At 64.0% G+C, this 23,502-nt stretch carries 21 protein-coding genes; 2 read left to right on the forward strand and 19 right to left on the reverse strand.

What is annotated here, in order from left to right:
• Positions 1-350 precede the first annotated feature (350 nt).
• The 10 genes from FFS45_RS34640 to FFS45_RS34685 form a co-directional block, all read right to left on the reverse strand.
• Entirely contained in the window at positions 351-1,544 is a 1,194-nt protein-coding gene (locus tag FFS45_RS34640; protein ID WP_137959140.1) for a PLP-dependent aminotransferase family protein, read from the reverse strand.
• A 169-nt stretch (positions 1,545-1,713) separates the two neighbouring features.
• Entirely contained in the window at positions 1,714-2,886 is a 1,173-nt protein-coding gene (locus FFS45_RS34645) for an FAD-binding oxidoreductase (protein ID WP_137959141.1), read from the reverse strand.
• A gap of 78 nt (positions 2,887-2,964) precedes the next feature.
• A complete protein-coding gene (locus FFS45_RS34650; protein ID WP_137959142.1) occupies positions 2,965-4,464 on the reverse strand; it encodes an aldehyde dehydrogenase family protein in 1,500 nt (499 codons plus the stop codon).
• A 260-nt stretch (positions 4,465-4,724) separates the two neighbouring features.
• A complete protein-coding gene (locus FFS45_RS34655) occupies positions 4,725-5,612 on the reverse strand; it encodes a LysR family transcriptional regulator (protein WP_137959143.1) in 888 nt (295 codons plus the stop codon).
• Between the two features lie 226 nt (positions 5,613-5,838).
• Positions 5,839-7,239 carry an MFS transporter gene (locus tag FFS45_RS34660; protein WP_137959144.1) on the reverse strand — a complete coding sequence of 467 codons (1,401 nt, stop codon included), beginning with the start codon at positions 7,237-7,239 and terminating at the stop codon, positions 5,839-5,841.
• A gap of 285 nt (positions 7,240-7,524) precedes the next feature.
• The gene (locus FFS45_RS34665) at positions 7,525-8,331 is read right to left on the reverse strand and encodes a CoA ester lyase (RefSeq protein ID WP_137959145.1); all 807 of its coding nucleotides are present in this window, start codon (positions 8,329-8,331) and stop codon (positions 7,525-7,527) included.
• Positions 8,328-9,704, reverse strand: a complete 1,377-nt coding sequence (locus FFS45_RS34670; RefSeq protein WP_137959146.1) for an MmgE/PrpD family protein — start codon at positions 9,702-9,704, stop codon at positions 8,328-8,330. The genes FFS45_RS34665 and FFS45_RS34670 overlap by 4 nt, the downstream gene beginning before the upstream one ends.
• A gap of 64 nt (positions 9,705-9,768) precedes the next feature.
• Complete coding sequence (locus FFS45_RS34675) at positions 9,769-10,947, reverse strand: CaiB/BaiF CoA-transferase family protein (protein WP_137959147.1); 1,179 nt, start codon at positions 10,945-10,947, stop codon at positions 9,769-9,771.
• A 19-nt stretch (positions 10,948-10,966) separates the two neighbouring features.
• A complete protein-coding gene (locus FFS45_RS34680; protein WP_137959148.1) occupies positions 10,967-12,130 on the reverse strand; it encodes an acyl-CoA dehydrogenase family protein in 1,164 nt (387 codons plus the stop codon).
• Positions 12,131-12,178: 48 nt separating this feature from the next.
• Entirely contained in the window at positions 12,179-13,021 is an 843-nt protein-coding gene (locus FFS45_RS34685) for a MaoC family dehydratase N-terminal domain-containing protein (RefSeq protein ID WP_137959149.1), read from the reverse strand.
• Between the two features lie 239 nt (positions 13,022-13,260).
• Here FFS45_RS34685 and FFS45_RS34690 point away from each other — a divergent pair, with 239 nt between their 5' ends.
• Complete coding sequence (locus tag FFS45_RS34690) at positions 13,261-14,046, forward strand: 2OG-Fe(II) oxygenase (protein ID WP_137959150.1); 786 nt, start codon at positions 13,261-13,263, stop codon at positions 14,044-14,046.
• Here the strand turns inward: FFS45_RS34690 and FFS45_RS34695 are convergent.
• On the reverse strand, positions 14,031-15,011 hold the full coding sequence (locus FFS45_RS34695) for a LysR substrate-binding domain-containing protein (protein WP_137959151.1): 981 nt from the start codon (positions 15,009-15,011) through the stop codon (positions 14,031-14,033). The two genes, FFS45_RS34690 and FFS45_RS34695, sit on opposite strands and share 16 nt — an antisense overlap.
• A gap of 186 nt (positions 15,012-15,197) precedes the next feature.
• On the opposite strand from FFS45_RS34695, the gene FFS45_RS34700 reads away from it, so the two are divergent.
• Entirely contained in the window at positions 15,198-16,292 is a 1,095-nt protein-coding gene (locus FFS45_RS34700; RefSeq protein WP_137959152.1) for a tartrate dehydrogenase, read from the forward strand.
• Positions 16,293-16,325: 33 nt separating this feature from the next.
• Here the strand turns inward: FFS45_RS34700 and FFS45_RS34705 are convergent, their stop codons facing one another.
• From FFS45_RS34705 to FFS45_RS34740, 8 genes are all read right to left on the reverse strand, one after another.
• Positions 16,326-16,754, reverse strand: coding sequence for an AraC family transcriptional regulator (locus FFS45_RS34705; protein WP_137959153.1), 429 nt, complete (start codon positions 16,752-16,754; stop codon positions 16,326-16,328).
• 11 nt (positions 16,755-16,765) lie between these two features.
• Positions 16,766-17,920, reverse strand: coding sequence for an FAD-binding oxidoreductase (locus FFS45_RS34710; protein ID WP_137959154.1), 1,155 nt, complete (start codon positions 17,918-17,920; stop codon positions 16,766-16,768).
• Positions 17,917-19,293, reverse strand: a complete 1,377-nt coding sequence (locus tag FFS45_RS34715; protein WP_137959155.1) for an FAD/NAD(P)-binding oxidoreductase — start codon at positions 19,291-19,293, stop codon at positions 17,917-17,919. The genes FFS45_RS34710 and FFS45_RS34715 overlap by 4 nt, the downstream gene beginning before the upstream one ends.
• The gene (locus FFS45_RS34720; protein WP_137959156.1) at positions 19,275-19,583 is read right to left on the reverse strand and encodes a (2Fe-2S)-binding protein; all 309 of its coding nucleotides are present in this window, start codon (positions 19,581-19,583) and stop codon (positions 19,275-19,277) included. Before FFS45_RS34720 ends, FFS45_RS34715 begins: the two co-directional genes overlap by 19 nt.
• Positions 19,580-20,374: an amino acid ABC transporter ATP-binding protein gene (locus tag FFS45_RS34725; RefSeq protein WP_137959157.1), complete on the reverse strand. Its 795-nt coding sequence runs from the start codon at positions 20,372-20,374 to the stop codon at positions 19,580-19,582. The genes FFS45_RS34720 and FFS45_RS34725 overlap by 4 nt, the downstream gene beginning before the upstream one ends.
• A 76-nt stretch (positions 20,375-20,450) precedes the next feature.
• Complete coding sequence (locus FFS45_RS34730; protein WP_137959158.1) at positions 20,451-21,107, reverse strand: amino acid ABC transporter permease; 657 nt, start codon at positions 21,105-21,107, stop codon at positions 20,451-20,453.
• Positions 21,108-21,278: 171 nt separating this feature from the next.
• Positions 21,279-22,088 carry an ABC transporter substrate-binding protein gene (locus FFS45_RS34735; RefSeq protein WP_137959159.1) on the reverse strand — a complete coding sequence of 270 codons (810 nt, stop codon included), beginning with the start codon at positions 22,086-22,088 and terminating at the stop codon, positions 21,279-21,281.
• A 101-nt stretch (positions 22,089-22,189) separates the two neighbouring features.
• Positions 22,190-23,467 carry an FAD-binding oxidoreductase gene (locus FFS45_RS34740; protein WP_137959160.1) on the reverse strand — a complete coding sequence of 426 codons (1,278 nt, stop codon included), beginning with the start codon at positions 23,465-23,467 and terminating at the stop codon, positions 22,190-22,192.
• Positions 23,468-23,502: the final 35 nt, after the last annotated feature.

Consider the following 23,502-nt stretch of genomic DNA (forward strand, 5'->3'; position numbering starts at 1 on the left):
AAGATCACCGGCCATTCTTCTACACTACTGGTCTATATACCAAGGTAAGAATAGAAGGGAACCAGCCACAATCAAGCACTACGTGTCGACTGGTATGTGCACAAGCCTGTGGATATCCTGAGCACGCCTGACACAAGTGCTTGAGCGCATTGAACTTCGTCGCTGTGCACGCCTGGTATCGCCTCTAAGTAGTCGCGTCTGAATAATCCGAAGCGACTTGTGCAGCAAGGGTGTAAAGCGGGAAATTGTTGATGCATTTTCAGGAACCCGGCAGATTATGGGCGATTTCCTGGAAATTCTATCGAGATCTGGATGGGTCCGAAGACAGCGGTGAACGCAGGTAATTTGTTCTACATCTCCAACGCCCGCTTGAGTCGCAGCACACCTTCTTCGATATCGCTCACACCCGGCGCCGCAAACGACAACCGCAGCGACGCCAGGTCGACGTTGTCCTTATAGAACGCGACACCCGGCACGAACATCACGTTCTGCTCAATGCAGGCCTTCAGATACACCGACGCATCCTGTCCGCTGCTCAGCCGGCCCCACACGAACATCCCGCCAGCCGGACGGTGCAACGTGATTGCACCCTTCAGATGAGTGTCGAGCGCGTCGCACAGCGTCGTGCATTTCAGCGCGTAGGCCGCGATGATCTGCGGCAGATGCTGTTCGAGCGCACCGCTCGCGAGATACTCCACGGCGATCGCCTGAGTCCAGGGCGAACTGCACAAATCCACCGTCTGTTTCGCGACGATGCAGCGGCGCAGAATCTCGGCATGCGCGATCGTCCAGCCCACACGCAAGCCCGGCGCCACGATCTTCGAAAGACTGGAGAAATGCACCACCCAGTCCCGCGAGCCAGGCACCTGAGCGCTCAACGCCAGCAGCGACGGCAATGCCTCACCGGCAAAACGCAGATCGCCATAAGGATCGTCCTCAACCACCAGAAATTGATGACGCGCCGCCAGCTTCAGCAAGGCAATGCGCCGCTCGTAGGAGAGCGTCGCGCCGGTCGGGTTCGCAAAGGTCGGCACGGTGTAGAGCAGCTTCGGCGCACGCTTGAGCGTACCGCCTTCGAGCAAAGCCGCCAGCGCGGCCACGTCGAGGCCGTCGTGATCGACCGGCAGCGTCACCACCTCGGCCTGCTGCAGCTTGAGCGCCTGCAAGGTCGCCGGATAAGCGGGCTGCTCGACCAGCACGACATCGCCGGCGCCCACCAGCACGCGCAGCAGCAAATCGAAGCCTTGCTGCGAGCCCGTCGTCACCAGCAATTCCTGCGCTGTACATGGTGTGCCACGACGTGTCATCAGCTTTGCCAGTTCCTCTTTCAGCACCGCCAGGCCGTCGGTTGGTCCGTATTGCAGGCACAGCGTCGTTTGCAGCGATGCGCGGGCGGCCGCCGCGTCGAGGCCGGCCCGGTCGAACAGATCGCTCGCCGGATAGCCACCCGCAAACGAGATCATGCCGGGCTGAGCGAGGTACTTGAACAGCTCACGGATCGGCGAGCCAGTCGGTGCTTCGAACGCGGGCGTGAAGGTGTACATGGTGTGGTGGCTGTGATGCGCCGGCGCTAAGCCGGCAACGGGTGGCGCGGAACTGCCGGATAGCGCGGCAGTCTGGAGAAAAAAACCCGGCACGGGACCGGGTTCAAACTACGTCATCCACCTTGGGGGACCTGGAGGATGGCGGGCAGTGCAGACGCGTCCTGCGCGCCTACACCACATTCTTTTCGACAATCGGCCGGTTTTCGAGCACGCGCTCGAAGTTGAGCGACGACAGATCGAGCGTCGTATAGCGGCCGTGCAAAATCAGTTCGCTGACGCCGCGCCCGGTGGCGGGGCCCTGTTGCAGGCCGTGACCGCTAAAACCGTTGGCGAAGATGCAGTTCTCCACCTCCGGGTGATGCCCGATGATCGCGTTCTGATCCAGCACGTTGTACTCGTAGTAGCCCGACCAGCAGTTCTGCACACGCAGCGCTTCGAATTGCGGCACACGATGCGCGAGCGTCGGCCAGATCACTTCGTCGAACAAGGCGTGATCGACTTCGTCGAGCGGCAGATCGTCCGGGTCGTTATCCGCGGCTGGCGACGTGCCGCAAATAAACGATTTGCCCTCCGGGCGAAAATAGACACCGCTCGGATCGATCAGCAGCGGACAGTGTTCCAGTTGTGCAGGCGAACTGACGTTGAAAATGCTGCGGCGGCGCGCGAACACGGGCAGGTCGATGCCGATCATCTGCGCGAGCTTGCGCGACCAGGCGCCTGCTGCATTGACCAGCACGTCGCAGGATAAGGTCTCGCCGCTGGCAGTCACGACTTGCGTGACGCGCCTGCCGTCACGCTGCAAGGCAGTCACGTCGTCGGCCACGTAGCGCGCTCCGAGCGCCTGCGCTTTCTTGCGCAAGGCCTGCACCAGGCCATAGCCGTCAAACCAGCCCTCCCCGCTTTCGCCATAAGCGCCCGCCACCAGATCCTCGGTATTGAGCCACGGGAAACGCGCCTGCAGTGCTGCCTTGTCGAGCAGACTGATGTCGGCGCCAAGGCTCTTTTGCAACGCATGATTTTCACGCAGCGTCGGTTCGCCGGCGGGCGTGGCAAGAAACAGATAGCCGCCTTCATGCAGATCGATGGAAGGCTTTGCCCCGTCGATCTCAAGACGCTCGCCAATCGAGCGCAGAAACTCGATGCCGAACAGCGACATCTGGATCGAGAGCGGGGTTGAGAACTGCTGACGTATCGACGCCGCTGACAGCGCCGACGACGAGCGCGCATAGGTAGGATCGCGTTCGAGCACGGTGACGCTCACCGTCGGGTCCGAAGCACGCAAAAAATACGCAATCGAGCTGCCGATCACGCCACCGCCGACGATTACGACTTTCGAACTCACGACAAGGCTCCAGCTTAAGCACGTGCTTGCCGCGCGAAACGCGCGGCAAGCTGCGAAGCAGATTGAGGGGGACTGCCTTTAGCCGATATTGAAGTCGATGCCCTGTGCCAACGGCAGCGCCGACGAGTAGTTGACCGTGTTGGTCGCGCGGCGCATATAGGCCTTCCACGAATCCGAACCCGATTCGCGGCCGCCGCCGGTTTCCTTCTCGCCGCCGAATGCGCCGCCGATTTCCGCGCCGCTCGGTCCGATGTTCACGTTGGCAATGCCGCAATCGCTACCGGCTGCGGAGAGGAAGCGCTCCGCTTCGCGCAGGTCCGTGGTGAACACGCACGAAGACAGGCCATGCACTGCGGCGTTGTTCGCTTCAACGGCCTCGGCGAAGTCCGTGTAGCGCAGCACGTAGAGAATCGGTGCGAAGGTTTCCTTCAGCACCACCGCGGTTTGCGCCGGCATTTCCACCAGCGCCGGACGCACATAGTAGCCGCCTTCGTAGCCCTTTACCTCGACGCGCTCGCCGCCGAACACCTTGCCGCCTTCCGCGACCGCTTGCTGCAGCGCCTGCTGCATACGGTCGAACGACGGCTTGTCGATCAGCGGGCCCATCAGCGTGCCCTTTTCCAGCGGGTTGCCGATCGGCACCTTGTTGTAGAGCTGCTTCAGGCGCTCGACGGTCTGTTCATACACGCTGTCGTGCACGAACAGGCGGCGCAGCGACGTGCAGCGCTGGCCGGCGGTACCGACCGCGGAGAACAGGATGCCGCGCAGTGCGAGTTCGTGATCGGCGCTCTGTGCAACGATGCCGGCGTTGTTGCCGCCCAGTTCGAGCAGCGAGCGGCCAAAGCGCTTCGCCACTTCGACACCCACGGCGCGGCCCATTTCGGTGCTGCCGGTGGCGCTGACGATCGAGGCGCGCGGATCGGCCACCAGCTTGGCGCCCACATCGCGGCCGCCATTGACGAGCGCGGTGAGGCCGGCCGGCGCATCGCCGAATTCCTGCAGTGCTTCCGTGAGAATCTGGTTCACGGCCAGGGCGGTCAGCGGAGTCTTTTCCGACGGTTTCCAGATCACCGCGTTGCCGCATACCAGCGCCAGCGCGGCGTTCCACGACCACACGGCGGCCGGAAAGTTGAACGCGGAGATGACCACGCAGGTGCCCACGGGATGCCACGATTCGGCCATGCGGTGACCGGGGCGCTCCGAGGCAATGGTCAGGCCGTACAACTGACGCGACAGGCCGACTGCGAAGTCGCAGATGTCGATCATTTCCTGCACTTCACCCAGGCCTTCCTGGAGGATCTTGCCGGTTTCGAGCGTAATGATGCTGCCGAGCGCCTGCTTTTTCTCGCGCAGACGGTTGCCGAGCAGGCGCACCAATTCGCCACGGCGCGGCGCCGGCACATTGCGCCATACGTTGAAAGCCTGCTTCGCATTGGCGAGCGCCGCATCGACCTCGGTCACCGTGTGGCTGGCCACGCGGCCGATAAGCTCGCCCGTAATCGGCGAATGAACCGCGATGTCGCCGGCTTGCGCCGCCTGGGCGATGCCGAGATCGGCGAGGATGGTCGAAGCGTTCATAAGAAGAATCCCTTTAATTTCCAATGCGAAACAAGAGTAAGTTCGGAAACTATACACGCGGGGTTTTATGGCGGCAAGCGCAATCGCGGCAGGGGTGGCGGCGGACGCCGCCTGGCTGCTGGCCAACTCGCCCCGGAGGCTTGCAGAATATAGGATAGCCGGATTTGGCGGGGTCTGCGTGTGGCGGGGCTGACATCCCTGAACGGGAGGTTTTGTTTCTTATTGGAAAATTTTCAGAACTGGAGTGTCGACAGGAACGCTCAGCTATCCGCCATCAGCCGATCCACCAGCGCCCGGGCGAACGGCGGCAAGTCCTTGACGCTGCGCACGCAGATTTTCAGCTTGCGTTCGGCCCACGCATCGTTCAGACGCACGAGGGCGATCTGCATGGTCTTGCCGTGACGCAGCGCGACGGATTCCGGCACGATGCCAATGCCCACGCCCGCCTCGATCATCCGGCAGGCGGCCTCGAAGTTTCCGACCTGGATGCGCAGCTTGAGCCGCACGCCGAGCGCGTCCGCCGCGCTCGTCACGAATGCGTGAATCGCGCTCGAAGTAGGCAAGCCGACGAAGTTGTCTTCGAGGGTCTGCGCGAAATCGACCGAGGGCTCACGCGAGAGTGCATGGTCCTTCGAGGTCACGAGGATCAGCCGGTCGTCGCGATAGGGCAGCATCTCCAGATGCTCGGCGTGCACGTTGCCGGCGACGATGCCGATATCGGTCGCACTTTCGGCGACGCCCTTGACGATCTCGCCGCTCAGGACTTCGCGCAGGTCGATGTTGACGTCAGGATGATCGCGCAGGAAATGGCTCAGAACCGTAGGCAGAAACTCGCTGATCGCGGTGGTGTTGGCCCAGATCCGCACGTGTCCCTTGATGCCTTCGCCATACTCCTGCATGTCGCCGGCCAGGTGTTCGACCCGTTCGAGTACGAGCCGCGCATGGTGGACGAACGCCTCGCCGGCGGGCGTGGGCGTCACACCCTGGCTGGTCCGATAGAGCAGCTTGAAGCCAAGTTGCTCCTCGAGATTCTTGACGCGGTTGCTCGCCGCCGGCGCCGAGAGGTGCGAACGCTCCGCCGCGCGAGCGAGGTTCTTCGTGTCGGCAATGTTGACGATGAGCCGCAGGTCTACAAAATCGAAATGCATGACAAAAGCCGTGGGGTGAGCGCCGACGCAAAGTTCCATCTTAACCCCCTGACCCCATCTGCGACTGAAGTCACACGGCCTGAAACCAGGCAGTCCCTGGAAAATCTCACCTCAAGCCGCGTGCGACCCACGCCACACGCGGCACAAGCAAGGCAACAGCAAGGCAAAAGCAGGCAGCCCCTGGAAAGTCTCACCTTAAGGTCCGGCGCTCTCCCCTTCTTCACCCTTACGCGGATCGCTGCGCCGCACCGCCCGCCGTCACTTCAACGGTACTCGCCCCATACATCTGCGTATCCGGCGAAATCTCCTCGAGGGTCTGCCGGCTCGTCTCGATACGCAGCGCCAGAATCGCCGCGCTCATCAGCAGCAACACGCCACCGACCATCGCCAGCACACCCGTCACGCCAAAATGCGTATACAACAGCAGCGCGACATAAGGCGTGGTCATCGAGGCCGCCCGGCCGCAGGTTCCGGCCACGCCGGTGCCGCGCAAACGGTGTGCTGTGGGAAACAGCTCCGGGATATACCCAAACAGACCCAGCGTGCAGATCGTATAAATCGAGGTGACGAGCGCAAACCCGACAATCGAAATCGCTGCGGGTGCGCGCATCTGCACATAGATCAAGGCCAGCGCAATCGTCACCGCGGAAAACAGCACGAGGCCGTTGCGGCGGCCCATACGGTCCGTGACGACAAAGCCCACCACCGCGCCGAACGGCGCCCCGAACGACATCAGCAGCACAAAGCCGAGCGATTGCACGATCGTCAGCCCTTCCTTAACGAAGAACGTGGGCAGCCAGGCCACAAAGCCGTACAGCGACATATTGATCGCCATGCAGGTGAGCGCGGCCACCAGCGTGCGGCCGATCATTCCCCGGGCGAACAGCGCCGACAGCGGTGCGGCCGGCACTTCGTGACTCGCCACGCGCGCCACCGGCGGCAGCTTGCCGGCCCGCGCCTCGACCTCCCGCTCGATTGCCGCCACCGTCGCCTCGGCTTCATCGAGGCGCCCCACTGTTTCGAGCCAGCGCGGCGACTCCGGCATGCGATGGCGCAGGAACCACACGATCAGCGCACCGACGCCGGCAATCGCGAACATATAGCGCCAGCCCAGATGTGGAATCACCCAGTAACCGACTGCCGTCGCGCCGAGCAATCCCGAGTTGATGATCAGCGCCAGCAGCGAGGTCCAGCGTCCGCGCGTGGCCGGCGGCACGAATTCGCACAGCGTGCCGGCCGCCACCACCAGTTCCGCGCCGAGTCCGATGCCCATCACGAAGCGCAACAGGATCAGCCAGTAGATGTCCGGAGCGAAGCACGCGGCCAGCGACGCGAGGCCGAAAATCGCCAGGTTCGCCTGGTACGAATAGCGCCGCCCGAAGCGGTCGCCGAGATAGCCCGAGAGGCCCGCGCCGATCATCATGCCCATGAAGGTGGCGGAGATGAAAAACGAGCCGAGCCGCAAATCGGTGAAGCCGGTTTTGACCATCGCGGCAAGCGAGCCGTTGGCGAGATAGATGTCGAACGCGTCGAGAAACGCGCCGGCGCCGATCAGGCCAAGGATTTTCCAGTGAAAACGACTGATAGGCAGGCGGTCGAGCCGCGCGCCGGAATTGACGGTAGCCAAGCTTTGTCTCCTTTAGCGCTTGTTCCGGTCCCATGCAATAGGGTTGCGGATAGTGCCCATGCGGTTGGATCCGCAGGTTCGAAGAAGCGTGCGCGGCTGTCTTGGGTGGGATGACAGCTCTACTGCACGTTCCTGGGTGGCGTGGCTTCGATCGGCCTTCGCCTGAGCAGGCTAAGAGTGCAATAGCCGGCTCGAAGTGGGAATTCGCATTGTTGGAAGCCGGTGTTTTGCTGAGGTTAAGGAGAGGGGCGGCACGCGTCAGCCGCCGTTACGCGGCCCCTCCCTTCAGTTCTGGCCGAGAATCCGCTGCGCTTTGAGGATCACGGGCAGATCGACCATCTTGCCGTCGACGGCCACCGCTGCCCCTTTGCTCTGCGCCACTGCCTGCAGAACCCGCTCGGCCCACGCGAGGTCCGCCTCGCTCCATGCATACGCCCGATGCACCGCTTCAAGCTGCTTCGGATGGATGCACAGCTTGCCGCCGAAGCCGAAGCGGCGGCCGCGCCGGGCCTCGGCCTCGATGGCGGCGGCATCGTCGATCGTGGTCGAGACGCCATCCACCGGCGCGCCGATGCCGGCCAGCCGCGAAGCCAGCACGATCTGCGAGCGGAACAGATGCAGTTCCTCGCCGTCGCCGTCTATGCCCAGATCGATCTGGAAATCGAGCGTCCCAAACACGATGCGGCTCACGCGAGGCGCAGAGCACAAGGCCGTCAGGTTGGCAAAGCCATGCGCCGTTTCGACGATCGGCAGCACGGTCAAACCCGCGTGAGCCTGCGCCAGCACTGCACTCACCTGCTGCTGGGTCTCCGCCTTCGGCAACACCACGCCCGCGATACCCGGATGCCCCGCGAGTGCGGCGATATCGTCGGCAAACCAGGGCGTATCGGAGCCGTTGACCCGCACCCACGCCGGCCGCACCGGGTCTGCGGCGGCAAGCACGGCGGCGCGCGCAGCGGGTTTTTCAGCAGGCTGCACGGCATCTTCGAGGTCGAGGATCACGGCATCCGCACCCGCTGCACGCGCCTTTTCGAAGCGCTCCGGACGGTTGCCCGGCACAAACAGGTACGAGCGCGGCGGCGCGGCCCTCATGCCGTGACCTCGTCTGCAAAAACCGTTTCGACACGCGGCTGCGACGCAATCTGCCATGCGTGTTCCAGCAGCCGCGATGTTTCCTCTTCCGAGGCCGCGCCGGAAAACGCTGCCAGCCGACGCACCTTGCTCGCCAGTTCCGCACGCGTCAGCGTATTGCCAGGGTCGCCCTTAGGTTCGTCCGCACGACCGTGCAACGTGCGGCCATCGCGCGTTTGCACGCTCACCTTGCCGATCCAGCGCGCCGGATAGGCGGCGTCCACTTCGGCGTCGAAGACCATCTCCACCTTGGCGCGGAAGGCCGCAATCGCGTCGGCGTCAAACTCCTCCTCGAACTCGGTCACGCCCGCATAGCCGTGATACGCGACGAGTCCCAGCACGGTGCCCATATTGAACTTCGCCTGATGCACGGTGCGCGGCGTGACAACGGCCCCCAGCACATCGATTGCGCCTTGATGCACGTGAGCGGTGACCTTGACGATCTCCTGCGGCGCGAGCGCATGCTGCTGAACCACCGCGAGCAGCGCGTCGGCGGCCGGATGCGTGTGGCGGCAGGCCGCGTGGTACTTGAACGAGGTCTCGGCGGTGGCCCAACGGCCGCCCAGACGGTCGACGAGGCGCGCAGGATCGGCGTCGCTCGACATGCCCGCGGCCATACCCTGCGCGCCTTCGAGGATGTGCGTCGCGCCCCTGAAACCGTCGGCGGCAAGCTGCGCCGCCATCAGGCCGTTGGCGGCGGCCATCGCGGTATGCAGCTGTTTCGAATCCGCCGCATCGCGCAGAAATTCCCACAGGCCGCTCGCCTGGGTGCCCGCCGAACCGAACGCGTCGAGCATCTGGGTGGGCGTCAGGCCCAGCAGACGCCCTGCGGTGGCAGCCGCAGCGACCGTCCCGGCCGTGCCGGTGGTGTGAAACACCTTGTAGTGCGAGCGGCCAAGGAACTCGCCAATCCGGATGCCCACCTCGTAGCCCGCCACCGCTGCCGCGATAAATTCGCGTCCCGAGGCGCGATTCGCTTGCGCCAGCGCGAGCGCCACCGGAAACACCACGGTCGCCGGGTGAAACACCGAGCCGTTGTGCACGTCGTCCTGCTCGGCGAAGTGCGAGGCCGCGCCGTTCACCATCGCGGCGAAATACGGCGTGGTGCGGCTGCGGTCGATGAGGATTTCGCACGGGTCATCGGCGAGGCCACCGCCCGCCTGGCGCGCGAACCGGGCGATGGTTTCGACCGGTCGCGCGCCCTTGCCGGCCAGCGCCGAGCCTAGCCAGTCCACATACAGATTGACGGTGCGCTCGACCACCGGATGAGGAATGGCGTCGAAGTCCAGTTGCGCAGCGAAAGTCGCCAGCGTGCGGCTTGGATGGTCGGTCATGATGGGAAGGGGCTCGTGTCGAGGGGGTGAGAGTGCCGGTAAGTCTGCCTATGAGTGCGCCGGTTCAGATCGTGCCGGCGGCGCGCAAGGCATCGATCTGCGCGCTGTCGTAACCGAGTTCGCGCAAGATCGCATCGGTGTGTTCGCCGAGTGCCGGTACGGGGTCCATGCGTGGTTCGAAACCGGTGGGCAAGCCTGGCGGCAGCAACGCCGGGATCGTTCCGGCAGGCGTGCGGACTTCCTGCCAACGCTCGCGCGCCGCCAGTTGCGGATGCACCCACACGTCGTTCAGCGTGTTCATCTGCGCGTTGGCAATGCCGGCCGCTTCCAGCCGCTCGATCACTTGCGCGGCGCTCAACGGAGCAAACGCTGCGACGATCACAGCACGCAGCGCGTCGCGCGCCGCCGTGCGCCTGGAATTCGAGGCGAAACGCGGGTCTGCAGCCAGCTCCGGCTGCACCAGCACCTGCTCGCAGAACAGCTTCCATTCACGCTCGTTCTGCAGGCCCAGCATGACCGTCTTGCCGTCGCCGGCGGGGAATGGGCCATAGGGATAAATCGTCGCGTGCGCGGCTCCCGAAAGCGCGGGCGGTGTCTGGCCGTCGATTGCGTAGTAGAGCGGATAGCCCATCCACTCGACCATGCTTTCGAGCATCGACACGTCGATGCGGCAACCGCGCCCCGTGCGCGAGCGCAACAGCAACGCGCTGAGGATGTTGGAATACGCGTACATGCCGGCAGCGATATCGGCGACCGAGCAACCGGCCTTGGCAGGCTCGCCGGGTGAACCGGTAATCGACAGAAAGCCCGATTCGCTCTGGATCAGCAGGTCGTAAGCCTTCTTGTCGCGATACGGGCCATCCGCGCCATAGCCGGAGATATCGCAGACAATCAGCTTCGGATACTTTTCGCTCAAGGCCTCGTAGCCGAGGCCCAGCCGGTCCGCCGCGCCCGGCGCGAGGTTCTGCACCAGCACGTCCGCATCGGCCACCAGCGCATCGAGAATCTTCGCGGCCTCCGTCTGCTTCAGATCGAGCGCCAGGCTCTCCTTCGAGCGGTTGGTCCAGACAAAGTGCGAGGACAGGCCCTGCACCCGCTCATCGTAGCCACGCGCGAAATCGCCGACGCCCGGCCGCTCCACCTTGATCACCCGGGCGCCGAGATCGGCAAGCTGACGCGTACAGAATGGCGCCGCAATGGCATGCTCAAGTGTGATGACCTTGATACCGTCTAGAGGTCTCATCTGCGCTTCACCTTCGGAATCAGAACGAACGCGGCAAGCCGAGAATATGCTCGGCGACATACGAGAGAATCAGGTTCGTCGAAATCGGCGCCACCTGGTACAGCCGCGTTTCGCGGAATTTGCGCTCCACGTCGTATTCGCACGCAAAGCCAAAGCCGCCGTGGAATTGCAGGCAGGCGTTGGCCGCTTCCCATGAGGCATCCGCGGCCAGCAGCTTCGCCATGTTCGCCTGGGCGCCGCAAGGCTCATGCGCATCGAAGCGCCGCGCGGCTTCAAAACGCATCAGGCTCGCGGCTTCAACGTTGACGTAAGAGCGCGCAATCGGAAACTGCACGCCCTGGTTCTGCCCGATCGGGCGGCCGAACACGACCCGCTCCTTCACATAGGCCGACACCTTGTCGACGAACCAGTAACCGTCGCCGATACATTCCGCGGCGATCAGCGTGCGTTCCGCGTTCAGCCCGTCGAGAATGTATTTGAAGCCCTGGCCTTCCTCGCCGATCAGGTTTTCCGCGGGGATTTCGAGGTTGTCGAAGAACAGTTCGTTGGTCTCGTGATTGACCATGTTCAGGATCGGCTGCACGGTCAGGCCGTGGCCGATCGCCTCGCGCAGGTCCACGATAAAGATCGACATGCCCTCGGACTTCTTCTTCACGTCGGCTAGCGGCGTGGTGCGCGCCAGCAGGATCATCAGGTCGGAATGCTGCACACGCGAGATCCACACCTTCTGGCCGTTGATCACATAGCGGTCGCCGCGCCGCTCGGCGGTGGTCTTGATCTTCGTGGTGTCGGTGCCGGTGGTGGGTTCGGTCACGCCCATCGATTGCAGGCGCAATTCACCGCTGGCGATCTTCGGCAGATACTTGCGCTTCTGCTCCGCCGAGCCGTGCCGCAACAGCGTGCCCATGTTGTACATCTGCCCGTGGCAAGCACCCGAGTTGCCGCCGGCCCGGTTGATTTCCTCCATGATGACCGACGCCTCGGTCAGCCCCAAACCCGAGCCGCCATACTCCTGCGGAATCAGCGCGGCGAGCCAGCCCGCCTTGGTCAACGCATCGACAAAGGCTTCGGGATAGCCGCGCGCTTCGTCGATCTTGCGAAAGTATTCGCCGGAGAATTGCTGGCACAGATCGCGCACGGCTTCGCGAATGTCCTGGAAAGAATCGGATTGCGTGGTTTGCATGGGGTATTCAAGAGAAAGCAGTGAAGTTCAGCGGCGCCACGGTATGCCTCAGGCCAGCGCGGCGGTGGCGCGCATGGTCAGGTAGCCCTCGTGATCTTTCGCCCACAGCTCGATGGTCTTGCCGTCCGCGGAAGGCAGGCCGCAGACGGTGAACGGATGGTTCGCATAGGTCGGGCGTAGCGCCTTGAAGGCGAAGCTCTGCAGCGTGGCTTCGGGCAACTCGCGGCGCACGAGATCGACCAGCAAGGTTGCAATCAGCGGGCCATGCACGACCAGGTCCGGATAGCCTTCAACCCCGGTCACGTAGGGATAGTCATAGTGAATGCGGTGGCTGTTGAAAGTCAGCGCGGAATAGCGGAACAGCAGGACGGGATCGGTGTGGATGGTGCGCCGCCATGTTTCGCCTTCGGGCGCGGGTGCTGCTTTGGGCGCAGGCGCATCGGGATGCGGGGCGTCGCGGTAGACGATGTCGTGCTCTTCCTCGATCCTCAGCTCGCCGCCCACCTCAATGCTGTGCTGCACCGTGACGAATACGAGGCGGCCCGAGCGGCCGGTTTTATCCTCGATATTGGCGATGGTCGAGGTGCGCACCGCGCGCTCGCCGACTTTCAGCGGCTCGTGGAACGTCAGGCGCCCGCCAGCCCACATCCGCCGCGGCAACGGTACCGGCGGCAGAAACCCGCCACGCTTCGGATGACCGTCCGGACCCGCCTCCGCCAACGGTGATACCGGCAGGAAATATAGCCAGTGCCACATCGGCGGCACCACATCGCCCGTCTCCGTCCGGTCCAGCGTCGCCGCCAGCGCGTTGAGCGGAAACGCGGTGATGGTGTCCTTGACGACTTCCTGCTTGTCGAGCCAGGCGTCGAGGTTCTGGGGAGAAGCGGACATGGGGCTGCACTCCGGAAAAGCTAAATAGGGTCTTACTATGAACCTTACGGGGCGTTCCGCGAAGTTCGCATTTCGAAAGCGCGTCTTTGCTTTTGCTTAATACCCGGCCTTTCAGATTCATGACTTCTGCTGGCGCGGGGAGTTCCGCCGAATTGGAGAGCAAGACCCGGGGTGTTTGGCGGCACATAGCTTCGTACACTGAGCCCATTGAATATTGAAGCAGAACTCTGGAGCCTCGCATGAGCACCGTCCTGAAGCACGTTCACGAAAGCGCAAATGTCGTGGATACGAGCGCCGTTTCACCTGACTCATCGAGCGAGGGAGTGGCGCGCCGCGTCGACGCGGTGGCGTGGTCAGACGTCGAGCAGAATCTCGACCAGCACGGCAGTGCGCTGATTCGCGGCCTCCTCTCGGCACGGGAATGCGACGCGCTCGTCCACCTTTATCCGCACGACGAGTTTTACCGCAGCCGCGTGGTGATGGCGCGCCACGGTTTTGGCCGCGGCGAATACAAGTACTTTGCCTATCCGCTGCCGGACCCGATCGAAACTCTGCGCCGTACCGTGTACCCGCATCTCGTGCCCGTAGCGAACCGCTGGAACAGCATCATGCACATCGACACGCGCTACCCGTCGCGGCACGCCGAATTCATCCGGCGTTGCCACGACGCCGGCCAGCTAAGGCCAACGCCGCTCATCCTTCAGTACGCCCCGGACGACTACAACTGCCTGCATCAAGACCTGTACGGCGAGCACGTGTTTCCGCTACAGCTCGCCATCCTGCTCTCCGAGCCGGGCCAGGACTTCACAGGCGGCGAGTTCGTGCTGACCGAGCAGCGGCCGCGCATGCAGTCGCGCGTTGAAGTAGTGCCGTTGCGCAAAGGCGATGCCGTGGTGTTCGCGGTGCACCATCGCCCCGTGCAGGGCACGCGGGGGAGTTACCGGGTCAACATGCGGCACGGCGTGAGCCGCCTGCATTCGGGCCACCGGCACACGCTCGGGGTCATCTTTCACGATGCGTTGTGAAGGGCCCGCTTGCTTGTTCCGCTTATTCCGCTTGCCCCGCCTGTTCTGCCTGCGCCAGCCGTTCCACCCTTCCAGCCCTTGAACTCCGCCACCAGAAAGTCCACGCAGGCCCGCACCTTCGCCGAACTCGCGCGGCGCTCCGGATAGACCGCCCATACGTTCGCCGGCTGCGACGCCTGCGGCAACACCTGTACCAGCGTGCCGTCCGCCAGCAGCGGCGCGACGTCCCAGATCGAGCGCAACACGATGCCGTACCCGGCCACCGCCCATTGCACGGCGATTTCGCCATGATTGGTCGACAGCGGCCCGGTCACCTTCAACTGCGACTCCTTACCGTTGACCGTCAGCCGCCACACGCCGAACGGGTGATCGCGCTCCTTGATGACAAGGCAGCGGTGCGCCGCGAGATCCGCCAGCTCGCGCGGCCTGCCATGACGCTCAAGATAGGCCGGCGACGCACACAGCACGCGATGATTCGCCGCCAGCTTGCGCGCGATCAGATGCGGCGCGATCTCGTCGCCGATGCGCACATCCAGATCGAAGCCTTCCGCGGCGACATCGACGATCCGGTCGAACAGATCCAGACGCACGTTCAACTGCGGATGCGCCGCCGACAGGCGCGCCACCGCCGGCGCCACCACATGCCGGCCAAAGCCGAAACTGCTGGAAATGCGCAGCGTGCCGCTCGGCGTGCGCTGCGCCGTGGAGACGTCTTCGACCAGATGCTCGACGTCATCGAGAATCTTCTCGGCCCAGGCGAACACCTGGGCGCCCGCCTCGGTAATCGCGACGCGCCGGGTGGAGCGGTGCAGCAAACGCGTGCCGAGATCGGCTTCGAGCATGGCGACGCGCTTGCTGACGAAGGCCGGCGAGACGCCCAGCAACTCCGCGGTGGCACTAAAGCTGGCGTGCCTTGCGACGGTACAGAACACACGCAGATCGGCGAGATTGGGCGTTTTATTCACGATTCGTGGAAAGTGGATTAACCTGCAAAGGGCTGCCGCGCCCCCGCCAGTATGCATAGAATGGGACAGTCGCGCGGCATGACGGCCGCACTGTGTCACGCTGCGGGTCAGACCGCGGGCCGCACAGTACCAAGCCGCGCATCGTTTTGGCTCCCACGCCCCACGCCATTCTTCTGGACGTTCGACATGACCAGCAAACAGCATCGTATCGCCGTGATCCCCGGCGACGGCATCGGCAAGGAAGTGATGCCGGAAGCCCTCCGCGTCCTCGACGCGGTCAGCCGCCGCTTCGGCATCGAACTCTCGTACAAGCCTATCGACTGGGCCAGTTGCGACTACTACGCGCAGCACGGCCAGATGATGCCCGACGACTGGAAAGCGCAGCTCTCCGATTGCGACGCCATCCTGTTCGGCGCGGTCGGCTGGCCCGACACCGTGCCCGATCATATTTCACTGTGGGGTTCGCTGCTCAAGTTTCGCCGCGAGTTCGACCAGTATGTAAACCTGCGTCCGGCGCGCACCTTCGAAGGCGTGCGTTCGCCGCTCGCCGCCCATAACGCCCAGGGCATCGACTTCTTCATTGTGCGCGAGAACACCGAGGGCGAGTATTCGTCGGTGGGCGGCACCATGTTCGAAGGCACCGAGCGCGAAGTAGTGATGCAGCAGTCCATTTTCACGCGCCACGGCACCAACCGCGTGCTGAAGTTCGCCTTCGATCTCGCGCAGCGCCGCGCCCGCCGTCATGTGACGGTGGCGACCAAGAGCAACGGCATCGCCATCAGCATGCCGTGGTGGGACGCACGCGCGGCGGAGATCGCCGCCACGTACCCGGATATCACGTGGGACAAGCAGCATATCGACATCTTGTGCGCGCGCTTTGTGCTGCAGCCGCAGCGCTTCGACGTGGTAGTCGCCTCCAACCTGTTCGGCGACATTCTCTCGGATCTCGGCCCGGCCTGCACCGGCACGATCGGCATTGCGCCGTCGGCGAACCTGAATCCGGAGCGGCGCTTTCCCTCGCTGTTCGAGCCGGTGCACGGTTCGGCGCCGGATATCGCGGGGCAGCATATTGCCAATCCGGTCGCCATGATCTGGTCGGCGGCCATGATGCTCGACTTCCTCGGTGCCGGGACGGGGGCTGAACACGATGCGCATGAAGCGATCGTGGCGGCAATCTCGGAGGTGCTGAAGCAAGGACCGCATACCCGCGACATGGGCGGCCAGGCATCGACCGAAGAAATTGGCGCGGCGATTGCCGGGCGAATCGCAAGCCACGCGTAGTACATGCAGTGGGCCGCGTAACGCGGCCCAACGCTAACTGCTCGCCGCCAGATACGCGCTAGGCGTCGTACCGACGGTGCGCTTGAAGTGCCGCCCGAGATGGCTCTGATCGAAGAAGCCCACCTCCGTCGCCACGACTGAAGGCGGCAAGCCCCTACGCAGCAGGCGCTGCGCGTGCCGCACGCGAACCATGCACACGTAGCGGTGCGGCGAGATTCCCACTTCCGCGCGAAACAGCGCTGCAAAACGCGACACGCTCAACTCGGCCTGGGCCGCGAGCGTGGCGAGCGTCACCGGCTGGGAGAACGACGCTTCGATAAACTCGATCGCCCGCTCGATGGGCCGCGTCGCGCGACGCGATGCCCCGGGCGTGGCGGCCAGGGTGAGCGATTGGTCGGACTCCTCACTGCCTGCCTCCTCTGCAAACAGGCCTGCGGATTCATCCAGATGAGCGGTCAGCATGATCGCGGTCCCTATGCGGCCTGCGGCGCGTGAGCGGCGACGCTGGCGAAGCGGCGAATATCGAACGGTTCCAGCGGCGTGCTGGTCGCGCCGGTATCGATCAGCTCGGCCATCGTATCGCCGACGCCCGGTCCGAGCTGGAAGCCATGCCCGCAGAAACCGAACGCGTAATACAAGCCGCTGACGTTGCCGCTCGGGCCCATGATCGGACGGTCGTCGGGCATGTAACCTTCAATCCCGCTCCAGACACGGATGATATTGAGCTTCGACAACGCCGGCGCCACCCGGTACAGCTGGCGAAACTGCAGCAGCGTGTTTTGCGGCAGCACGTAGGCGCGCCGCAGGTCCGGATAAGCCGGTCCCCGCGCGCAACCGCCAATCACGATGTTGCCGCGCGCAATTTGCCGGAAGTACGCCACTTCCTCGATCAACGGCGACGAGACACCGACCACAGGGCGAATGCCGTAGGTGGTCGGCTCGGTCACGGCCATCTGCGGACCGTGCACCGCAATCGGCACGGGCTCGCCGAACTGCTCGCTCAGCAGGCTACCCCATGCGCCCGCGGTCACCAGCAGCAGCGGGGCGTGAAAGCTGCGGCCATCGGTGCTGGTGGCGCGGAACTCCGCGCCTTCTTTTTCGATGGTGGCAATCTCGGTGTTCTCGATAACCTGCGCGCCCAGACGCGCAGCGGCACGGCCGAACGCAGGCGCCGCGAGCCGCGGATTGGCATGGCCGTCCTTCTCCGAGTACGAACCTGCCAGCACTTGCGGCCCGAGGAACGGGAAACGCGCCTTCATCTCCGCGCCGCGTACGAGTTCGAGGTTCAGGCCGTAGTGAGCCGCTTCTTTCGCATAGATCTCGAACTGATCCGCCTGCTCCTCGCGATAGCAAACGCGAATATGGCCGGACATCAGAAACTCCGCGTCGTGGCCGATCAGTTCGGGCAGCTTGCCCCAGATCTCTCGCGAGCGGTTGGCGAGCGGCAACTGCGGCAGGAAACGCCCCTGGCGCCGCACATTGCCGAAGTTGGTGCCGCTCGCCTGCTGCCCCACGAGGCCGCGCTCGAGCAGGATCACCGAGCGGCCCCGCCTGCGCAGGAAAAACGCCGTGGCCGCACCCATGATGCCGCCGCCGACAATGATCACATCTGCTTGCGCCCGAGTCATTCGACCTCCTCAACCGTCGCGATGGAAAGCGGCTTGACGGGCGCTTGCCCGCGCAGCCGGCCGACCTGCCCGATCGGCACACTCGCCGCAGCCGCGATGATTTCCGCCGCCGCGTGGCCGCAATAGCGCCCCTGGCAGCGCCCCATGCCGACGCGGCTGAAGGCCTTCGCGCGATTGGCTTCGCAGGCGCCTTCTTCGCGGATCACGCGACGCAATTCGCCCACCGTTACGCCTTCGCAACGGCACACCACGGTGTCGTCCGAGAGATGTGCGGCCTGCGCGGCGGGCCAGGGAAATGCTTCAAGCAGACCGAGGCGGAAACGGTCCATCTTCTGTTGCTGGCGCTTCAGGTCGTCCAGCGTCGCGGTATCGATGGTGTGGCCGAGGTCCTGCAATGCCGCGTAGGCAGCAAGACGGCCAGCCAGCTCAGCGCCATCCGCGCCGAGCACGCGTACGCCGTCGCCTGCCAGATACACGCCGGCTTCCGAGCTGCGGCCCAGTTCGTCGATTTGCGGCAACCACTGGCGCGACGGCTCGTCGAAGCGAAACGCGCAACGCGCGAGATCGGCAAGCTGCGTTTCCGGGCGCAGGTGATAGCCGAGCGCCACCGCATCGCAGCTCACCTGCTGCACCCGTCCTTTGGCGTCGCGATAGTTCACGCCCTGCACGCCTGCCGCATCCGAGCCAATAATTTCCAGCGGTTCAATGCCGTTCTCCACGACGACGCCCGCCTTCTTCAGTGATGAAACAAGCGCGGCGCCCTTTTTCAGCACATCAGGCCGCGCCAGCAGTTTCGGCAGCGCGCGCAGGCGCTGGCCACGCCTCGACGTATCGAGCACCGCCGCCACTTGCGCACCGGCCTGCACGTACTGACTCGCCACCAGATACAGCAGCGGCCCCGAGCCCATGAACACGACCTTGCGGCCAATCGATACCGCTTGCGCCTTCAACGCGATCTGCGACGCACCAAGGCTGTAGGTTCCCGCGAATTGCCAGCCCTTCACCGGCATCAGGCGGTCCGTCGCACCGGGACATAGGATCAATGCGTCATACGGCAGCGCGCTGGCATGGCCGTCACGCACGACATGCAGCTTGCGCTCGGCGACATTCCACGCAAGCGTTTCCGGCCGGTAATCGATCTGTGCGCGCAGACGCTGGAACGTGCCATGCAAGTCCTCTGCGCGTGCAGCCTCGGTCCCATACAACTTCGCATAGGGCCGGGAAAAGTTGTCCGGCTGCCGGCGATAGATCTGTCCGCCATCACGGCGGCCCTCGTCAATGACACTCGGACGGATACCTGCGGCCAGCAACGTCTGCGCGCAGCGCACGCCGGCCGGCCCGGCACCGACAATGATTACGCGAGGTTCGCCCATTGCTCCTCCGCTTGAGTCGTCACAATCTGCAGGCCATCGCTGACCACGGTGGTGCAGGCGCGCAGCCGCTCGCCATCGGTCGTCCGGACCCAGCAGTCCTGGCAGGCACCCATCAGGCAGAAGCCCGCGCGCACCTCGTTGCCGAACTCGGACTGCCGCACGTGGTCCACCGAGCAGAGCATCGCCACCAGCAGCGTGTCGCCCGCCAATGCCTCCACCGCCTTGCCGTCCACGCGGATCGTCACGCTCTTGCGTCCGGTCTCACCGAGCCGGATGAATCGTCCACTCATGCTGTCGCTCCCTGCGCACGGCCATCGTGATGAATGGCCGCACTATCGTTCACCGGATCAATCCTGTTCGTCAGCACATGGCGCAGAAACTCGCGCGTGCGCGCCTCGCGCGGCGAGCACAGAACCTGCTGCGCGCTACCCTCCTCGATAATCTGGCCGCCGTGCAGAAAGCACACGCGGTCGGCCACTTCGCGGGCGAAGCCCATTTCATGCGTGACCACCAGCATCGTCATACCCTCGCGCGCCAGCGTGCGCATCACCGCGAGCACTTCGCCCACCAGTTCAGGATCGAGTGCGGAAGTCGGCTCGTCAAACAGGATCGCTTTGGGCTTCATCGCGAGCGAGCGTGCAATGGCTACCCGTTGCTGCTGCCCGCCCGAGAGTTGATGCGGATACGCATGCAGCTTTTCGCCGAGCCCCACCTTACCGAGCAGTTCAATGGCTTCGCGATGCGCCTCATGCTTCGGCTCGCCCTTCACATGCACGGGGCCTTCCATCACGTTCTCGAGCGCCGTGCGATGCGGAAACAGATTGAAGCGCTGGAACACCATGCCGACTTGCGTGCGCAAGCGGTTGATCTGGCGCGAGCGTTGCTCGACGCGCTGATCCATCAGCTTGATCTCGCCGGTATCGTACGATTCGAGCGCGTTGATACAGCGCAGCAGGGTCGACTTGCCCGAGCCCGACGCGCCGATCAGGCACACCACTTCGCCCTGCTTGATGTTCAATGAAATGCCCTTCAGCACCGGAACGGCGCCAAAGCTCTTGTGCACATCAACGATCTCGATCATGGCATCCTCGCCTGAGGTCCGGCTTGAAGCCTGGCTTGTGGCCTCGTTCAGCGTTCGCATCGCCTTCATATCGTCTTCACTTCGCCTTGTGCTTGCCGAAACGCTTTTCCAGACTGCGTGTCAGGCTCATCAACGGCAGGCTCATCGCCAGATAACCGAGCGCCACCAGCGTATACACGGTGACGTTCTGGAACGTCGAGGCGGCGATCAACTGGCCCTCGCGCGTCATCTCGGCCACGGTGATCGTCGAGGCGAGCGACGAGTCCTTCAACATCATCACCAGCGTGTTCGCATACGGCGGCAGCGCGACGCGCACGGCCTGCGGCAGGATCACGCGGTACATCGTCTTCACGCGGCCCATGCCGATCGACTGGGCCGCTTCAAACTGGCCAGGGTCAACGGCTTCGATGCCCGAGCGGATGATCTCCGCCACATAGGTCGAATAGCCGAAGCCCAGACCGATGATGCTCGCTTCGAGCGCCCCCATCTGAATACCGATATCGGGCAGCACGAAGTAGATATAAAACAGCAGCACGATCATCGGCAGGCCGCGCACCACGTTGATCATCGCGCTGACCACCGTCACGACGCCTGGGTGGCGCGACATTTTCAACAGCGCCCAGACGAGTCCGAGCGCGGTGCTCAATACCAGGCAGCCCAGCGTGATGATGATGCTCATCAGGGCGCCGCTAAACAGGATCGGAACAAAGTCAGTTATATCGCGCCAATGCATGCGGTGTGCTCTTCAGAATCAGGGCCGTCGCTCACTTCATAACGAAGCCGAAACGCGACGGACGGGACGTGAGGAACAACCCGTACACCGGCCAGGCGCGCTTGCCGGCGACGGGTTTTCGTCACACGAGGTTCGCGTTCAGGTCATGAACCGCTCACGCTCAACTCGTGATCAACTCGCGAGATTCCACTTTTTGAGGATCGCGTTCAGCGAGCCGTCGGCCTTCATCTTCGTCAGCGCATCGTTGATCTTGGCGAGCAGAGCGGCGTTGCCCTTCTTCACCGCAATCGCAATGTCGAACTTCTGCATCGGCACGTAATCGTCCACCACGCGTGCACCGCGCAAACCGCCCGAGGCTTCCTGCGCCTTCAGGATCGGATAGTCGCTAAAGCCCGCGGTAATGCGGCCCAGCACCACGTCGCGCGTCATGTCGGCGGGGCTGTCGTACATCTTCACTTCCTTGAAGATGCCGAGCTTGACCAGCTGGTCGCCGTAGTCGGTGCCGGTCGGCGCGCCCACGACGGTGCCCTTCAGGTCCTGCACCGACTTGTAATCCGTCTTGTTCGAATCCTTGACGATGATGCCTTCGCCGAATGCGGTGACCGGCTGCGAGAAGTCGACCACTTCGGCGCGCTTCGGTGTTGGCGTCATGCCGGCCACGATGATGTCGATCTTGCCCGACACTGCCGACTGGATCAGCGCCGAGAACGGCACCGCGTCGAACGACACGTTGAAGCCTTCGCGCTTGCCGATGGCATCCACCACATCGGGCATCAGGCCTTCGATCTTCTGCGTCTTCACGTCCATAAAGGTGGTCGGCGCGCTCGACGGCGGTGAACCGGCGGTGAGCGTCGGCGCGTCGGCAGCATGGCTCAGGCTTGCACCGAGCATCACGGAGAAGGCGACGCCGGCCTGGAGAGCCAGGCGTTGAACGGCTTGCAGGCGTGCTGCGGGGCGAAGCTCACGGGTGAAACGCAACATGGTCATCCTTGGAGTGTGGTGGTGAAAACCATCGCGGCGCCTCGCACCGCAACGGCAAACAACGGGTACTGCTCCTTCTGCACCGGTTCAATGCAACCGGTTCAATGCAGAATGTCCTGCAAACGGTAATAGGCGCCGACCAGCGGCAGGAACCACGCATGACCGAAATGGCCGGGAATCGCGGGCCATTCGAGCGTGCGCCACGGGTTGCGGGCGGCGGCGCCGAACATCACGTCGGCCATCATGCGCCCCATGTGCACCGACATCTGCACACCATGGCCGCTATAGCCCATTGAGTAATACAGGCCCTCATGCTGACCGGCGCGCGGCAGCCGGTCCGCGGTCATGTCGACAAGGCCGCCCCAGCAATAGTCGAGCCGCACGTCGGCCAGTTGCGGAAAGTAGCTGGCAAGGCCGGCACGCAGAATCCGGCCGCTCTTTTCGTCGGAGCGCGGGTTCGACATCGCGAAACGCGCACGGCCGCCGAACAGCAGACGGTTATCCGCGGTGGCCCGAAAATAGTTGCCGATGTTGCGCGTCGTCACATAGGCGCGCCGCTTCGGCACAAGCTCGTCGAGTTGCGCTGTAGTCAACGGCTCGGTCACGACGATAAAGCTGCCCACCGGGGCGATGCGGCGCCGGAACCATTGCAACGGGCCGATCTGCGATGCGCCGGTCGCAACCAGCACGCGCCCCGCCCTGATCGTGCCGAACTCCGTGCTAACCTCATAACGCTCGCCGTCCAGACGCTTCAGCCCCGTCACCGGCGTGTGCTCGAAAATGCGCGCACCGTGTCTGACTGCAGCAGTCGCGAGGCCGACGCCGAACTTGCCCATATGCATCTGCGCACCATTGCGCTGCACGAGGCCGCCGTAAAAACCGTCCGAACCGACCTCTTCGCGAATCCGTTCGGGCGGAATCAGTTCGACCTCGGGATCGACATTACGCACCAGCGAGTCGTAGGTCCTCGCGAGCTTGTCGAAGTGCTGGGGTTTCGCTGCGAGCTTGATCTTGCCGCCGCGAAAAAAGTCGCAGTCGATCTTTTCTTCGCTGACGATCGACGCCACGGTCGCCACCGCGTTCTCATACGCACGATAGAAGTCGCGCGCCTTATCCGCACCGATGCGCTCGGCCAGCGCCGCGTAATCGTGCGCAAGACCGGTGTTGCACTGGCCGCCGTTGCGGCCCGACGCCTCACCGGCAATGCGGCCGGCTTCCAGCACCGTCACCGGAATGCCGCGCCTGCCCAGCTCGAGCGCGGCGGACAGGCCAGTGAAGCCGCCGCCGATCACCACCACTTCGGCACCGCCCTCGAGCGGGCCTTGCTGCCCGTCGAGAAACGGCGGAGCGGTGTCGAGCCAGTACGAATCGAGCTTCATCGGGTTCCTTCACGCATCGGGACTTATCGGGGCTT

The organism is Burkholderia sp. 4M9327F10 (genome assembly GCF_005503145.1).
GTDB lineage: Bacteria > Pseudomonadota > Gammaproteobacteria > Burkholderiales > Burkholderiaceae > Paraburkholderia.

Coding starts and splice junctions, on each gene's coding strand:
- FFS45_RS34640 (WP_137959140.1), bottom strand. CDS start 1,544: ATGTACACCTTCACGCCCGCGTTCGAAGCACCGACTGGCTCGCCGATC.
- FFS45_RS34650 (WP_137959142.1), bottom strand. CDS start 4,464: ATGAACGCTTCGACCATCCTCGCCGATCTCGGCATCGCCCAGGCGGCG.
- FFS45_RS34655 (WP_137959143.1), bottom strand. CDS start 5,612: ATGCATTTCGATTTTGTAGACCTGCGGCTCATCGTCAACATTGCCGAC.
- FFS45_RS34665 (WP_137959145.1), bottom strand. CDS start 8,331: ATGAGGGCCGCGCCGCCGCGCTCGTACCTGTTTGTGCCGGGCAACCGT.
- FFS45_RS34670 (WP_137959146.1), bottom strand. CDS start 9,704: ATGACCGACCATCCAAGCCGCACGCTGGCGACTTTCGCTGCGCAACTG.
- FFS45_RS34675 (WP_137959147.1), bottom strand. CDS start 10,947: ATGAGACCTCTAGACGGTATCAAGGTCATCACACTTGAGCATGCCATT.
- FFS45_RS34680 (WP_137959148.1), bottom strand. CDS start 12,130: ATGCAAACCACGCAATCCGATTCTTTCCAGGACATTCGCGAAGCCGTG.
- FFS45_RS34685 (WP_137959149.1), bottom strand. CDS start 13,021: ATGTCCGCTTCTCCCCAGAACCTCGACGCCTGGCTCGACAAGCAGGAA.
- FFS45_RS34690 (WP_137959150.1), top strand. CDS start 13,261: ATGAGCACCGTCCTGAAGCACGTTCACGAAAGCGCAAATGTCGTGGAT.
- FFS45_RS34700 (WP_137959152.1), top strand. CDS start 15,198: ATGACCAGCAAACAGCATCGTATCGCCGTGATCCCCGGCGACGGCATC.
- FFS45_RS34705 (WP_137959153.1), bottom strand. CDS start 16,754: ATGCTGACCGCTCATCTGGATGAATCCGCAGGCCTGTTTGCAGAGGAG.
- FFS45_RS34710 (WP_137959154.1), bottom strand. CDS start 17,920: ATGACTCGGGCGCAAGCAGATGTGATCATTGTCGGCGGCGGCATCATG.
- FFS45_RS34715 (WP_137959155.1), bottom strand. CDS start 19,293: ATGGGCGAACCTCGCGTAATCATTGTCGGTGCCGGGCCGGCCGGCGTG.
- FFS45_RS34720 (WP_137959156.1), bottom strand. CDS start 19,583: ATGAGTGGACGATTCATCCGGCTCGGTGAGACCGGACGCAAGAGCGTG.
- FFS45_RS34725 (WP_137959157.1), bottom strand. CDS start 20,374: ATGATCGAGATCGTTGATGTGCACAAGAGCTTTGGCGCCGTTCCGGTG.
- FFS45_RS34730 (WP_137959158.1), bottom strand. CDS start 21,107: ATGCATTGGCGCGATATAACTGACTTTGTTCCGATCCTGTTTAGCGGC.
- FFS45_RS34735 (WP_137959159.1), bottom strand. CDS start 22,088: ATGTTGCGTTTCACCCGTGAGCTTCGCCCCGCAGCACGCCTGCAAGCC.
- FFS45_RS34740 (WP_137959160.1), bottom strand. CDS start 23,467: ATGAAGCTCGATTCGTACTGGCTCGACACCGCTCCGCCGTTTCTCGAC.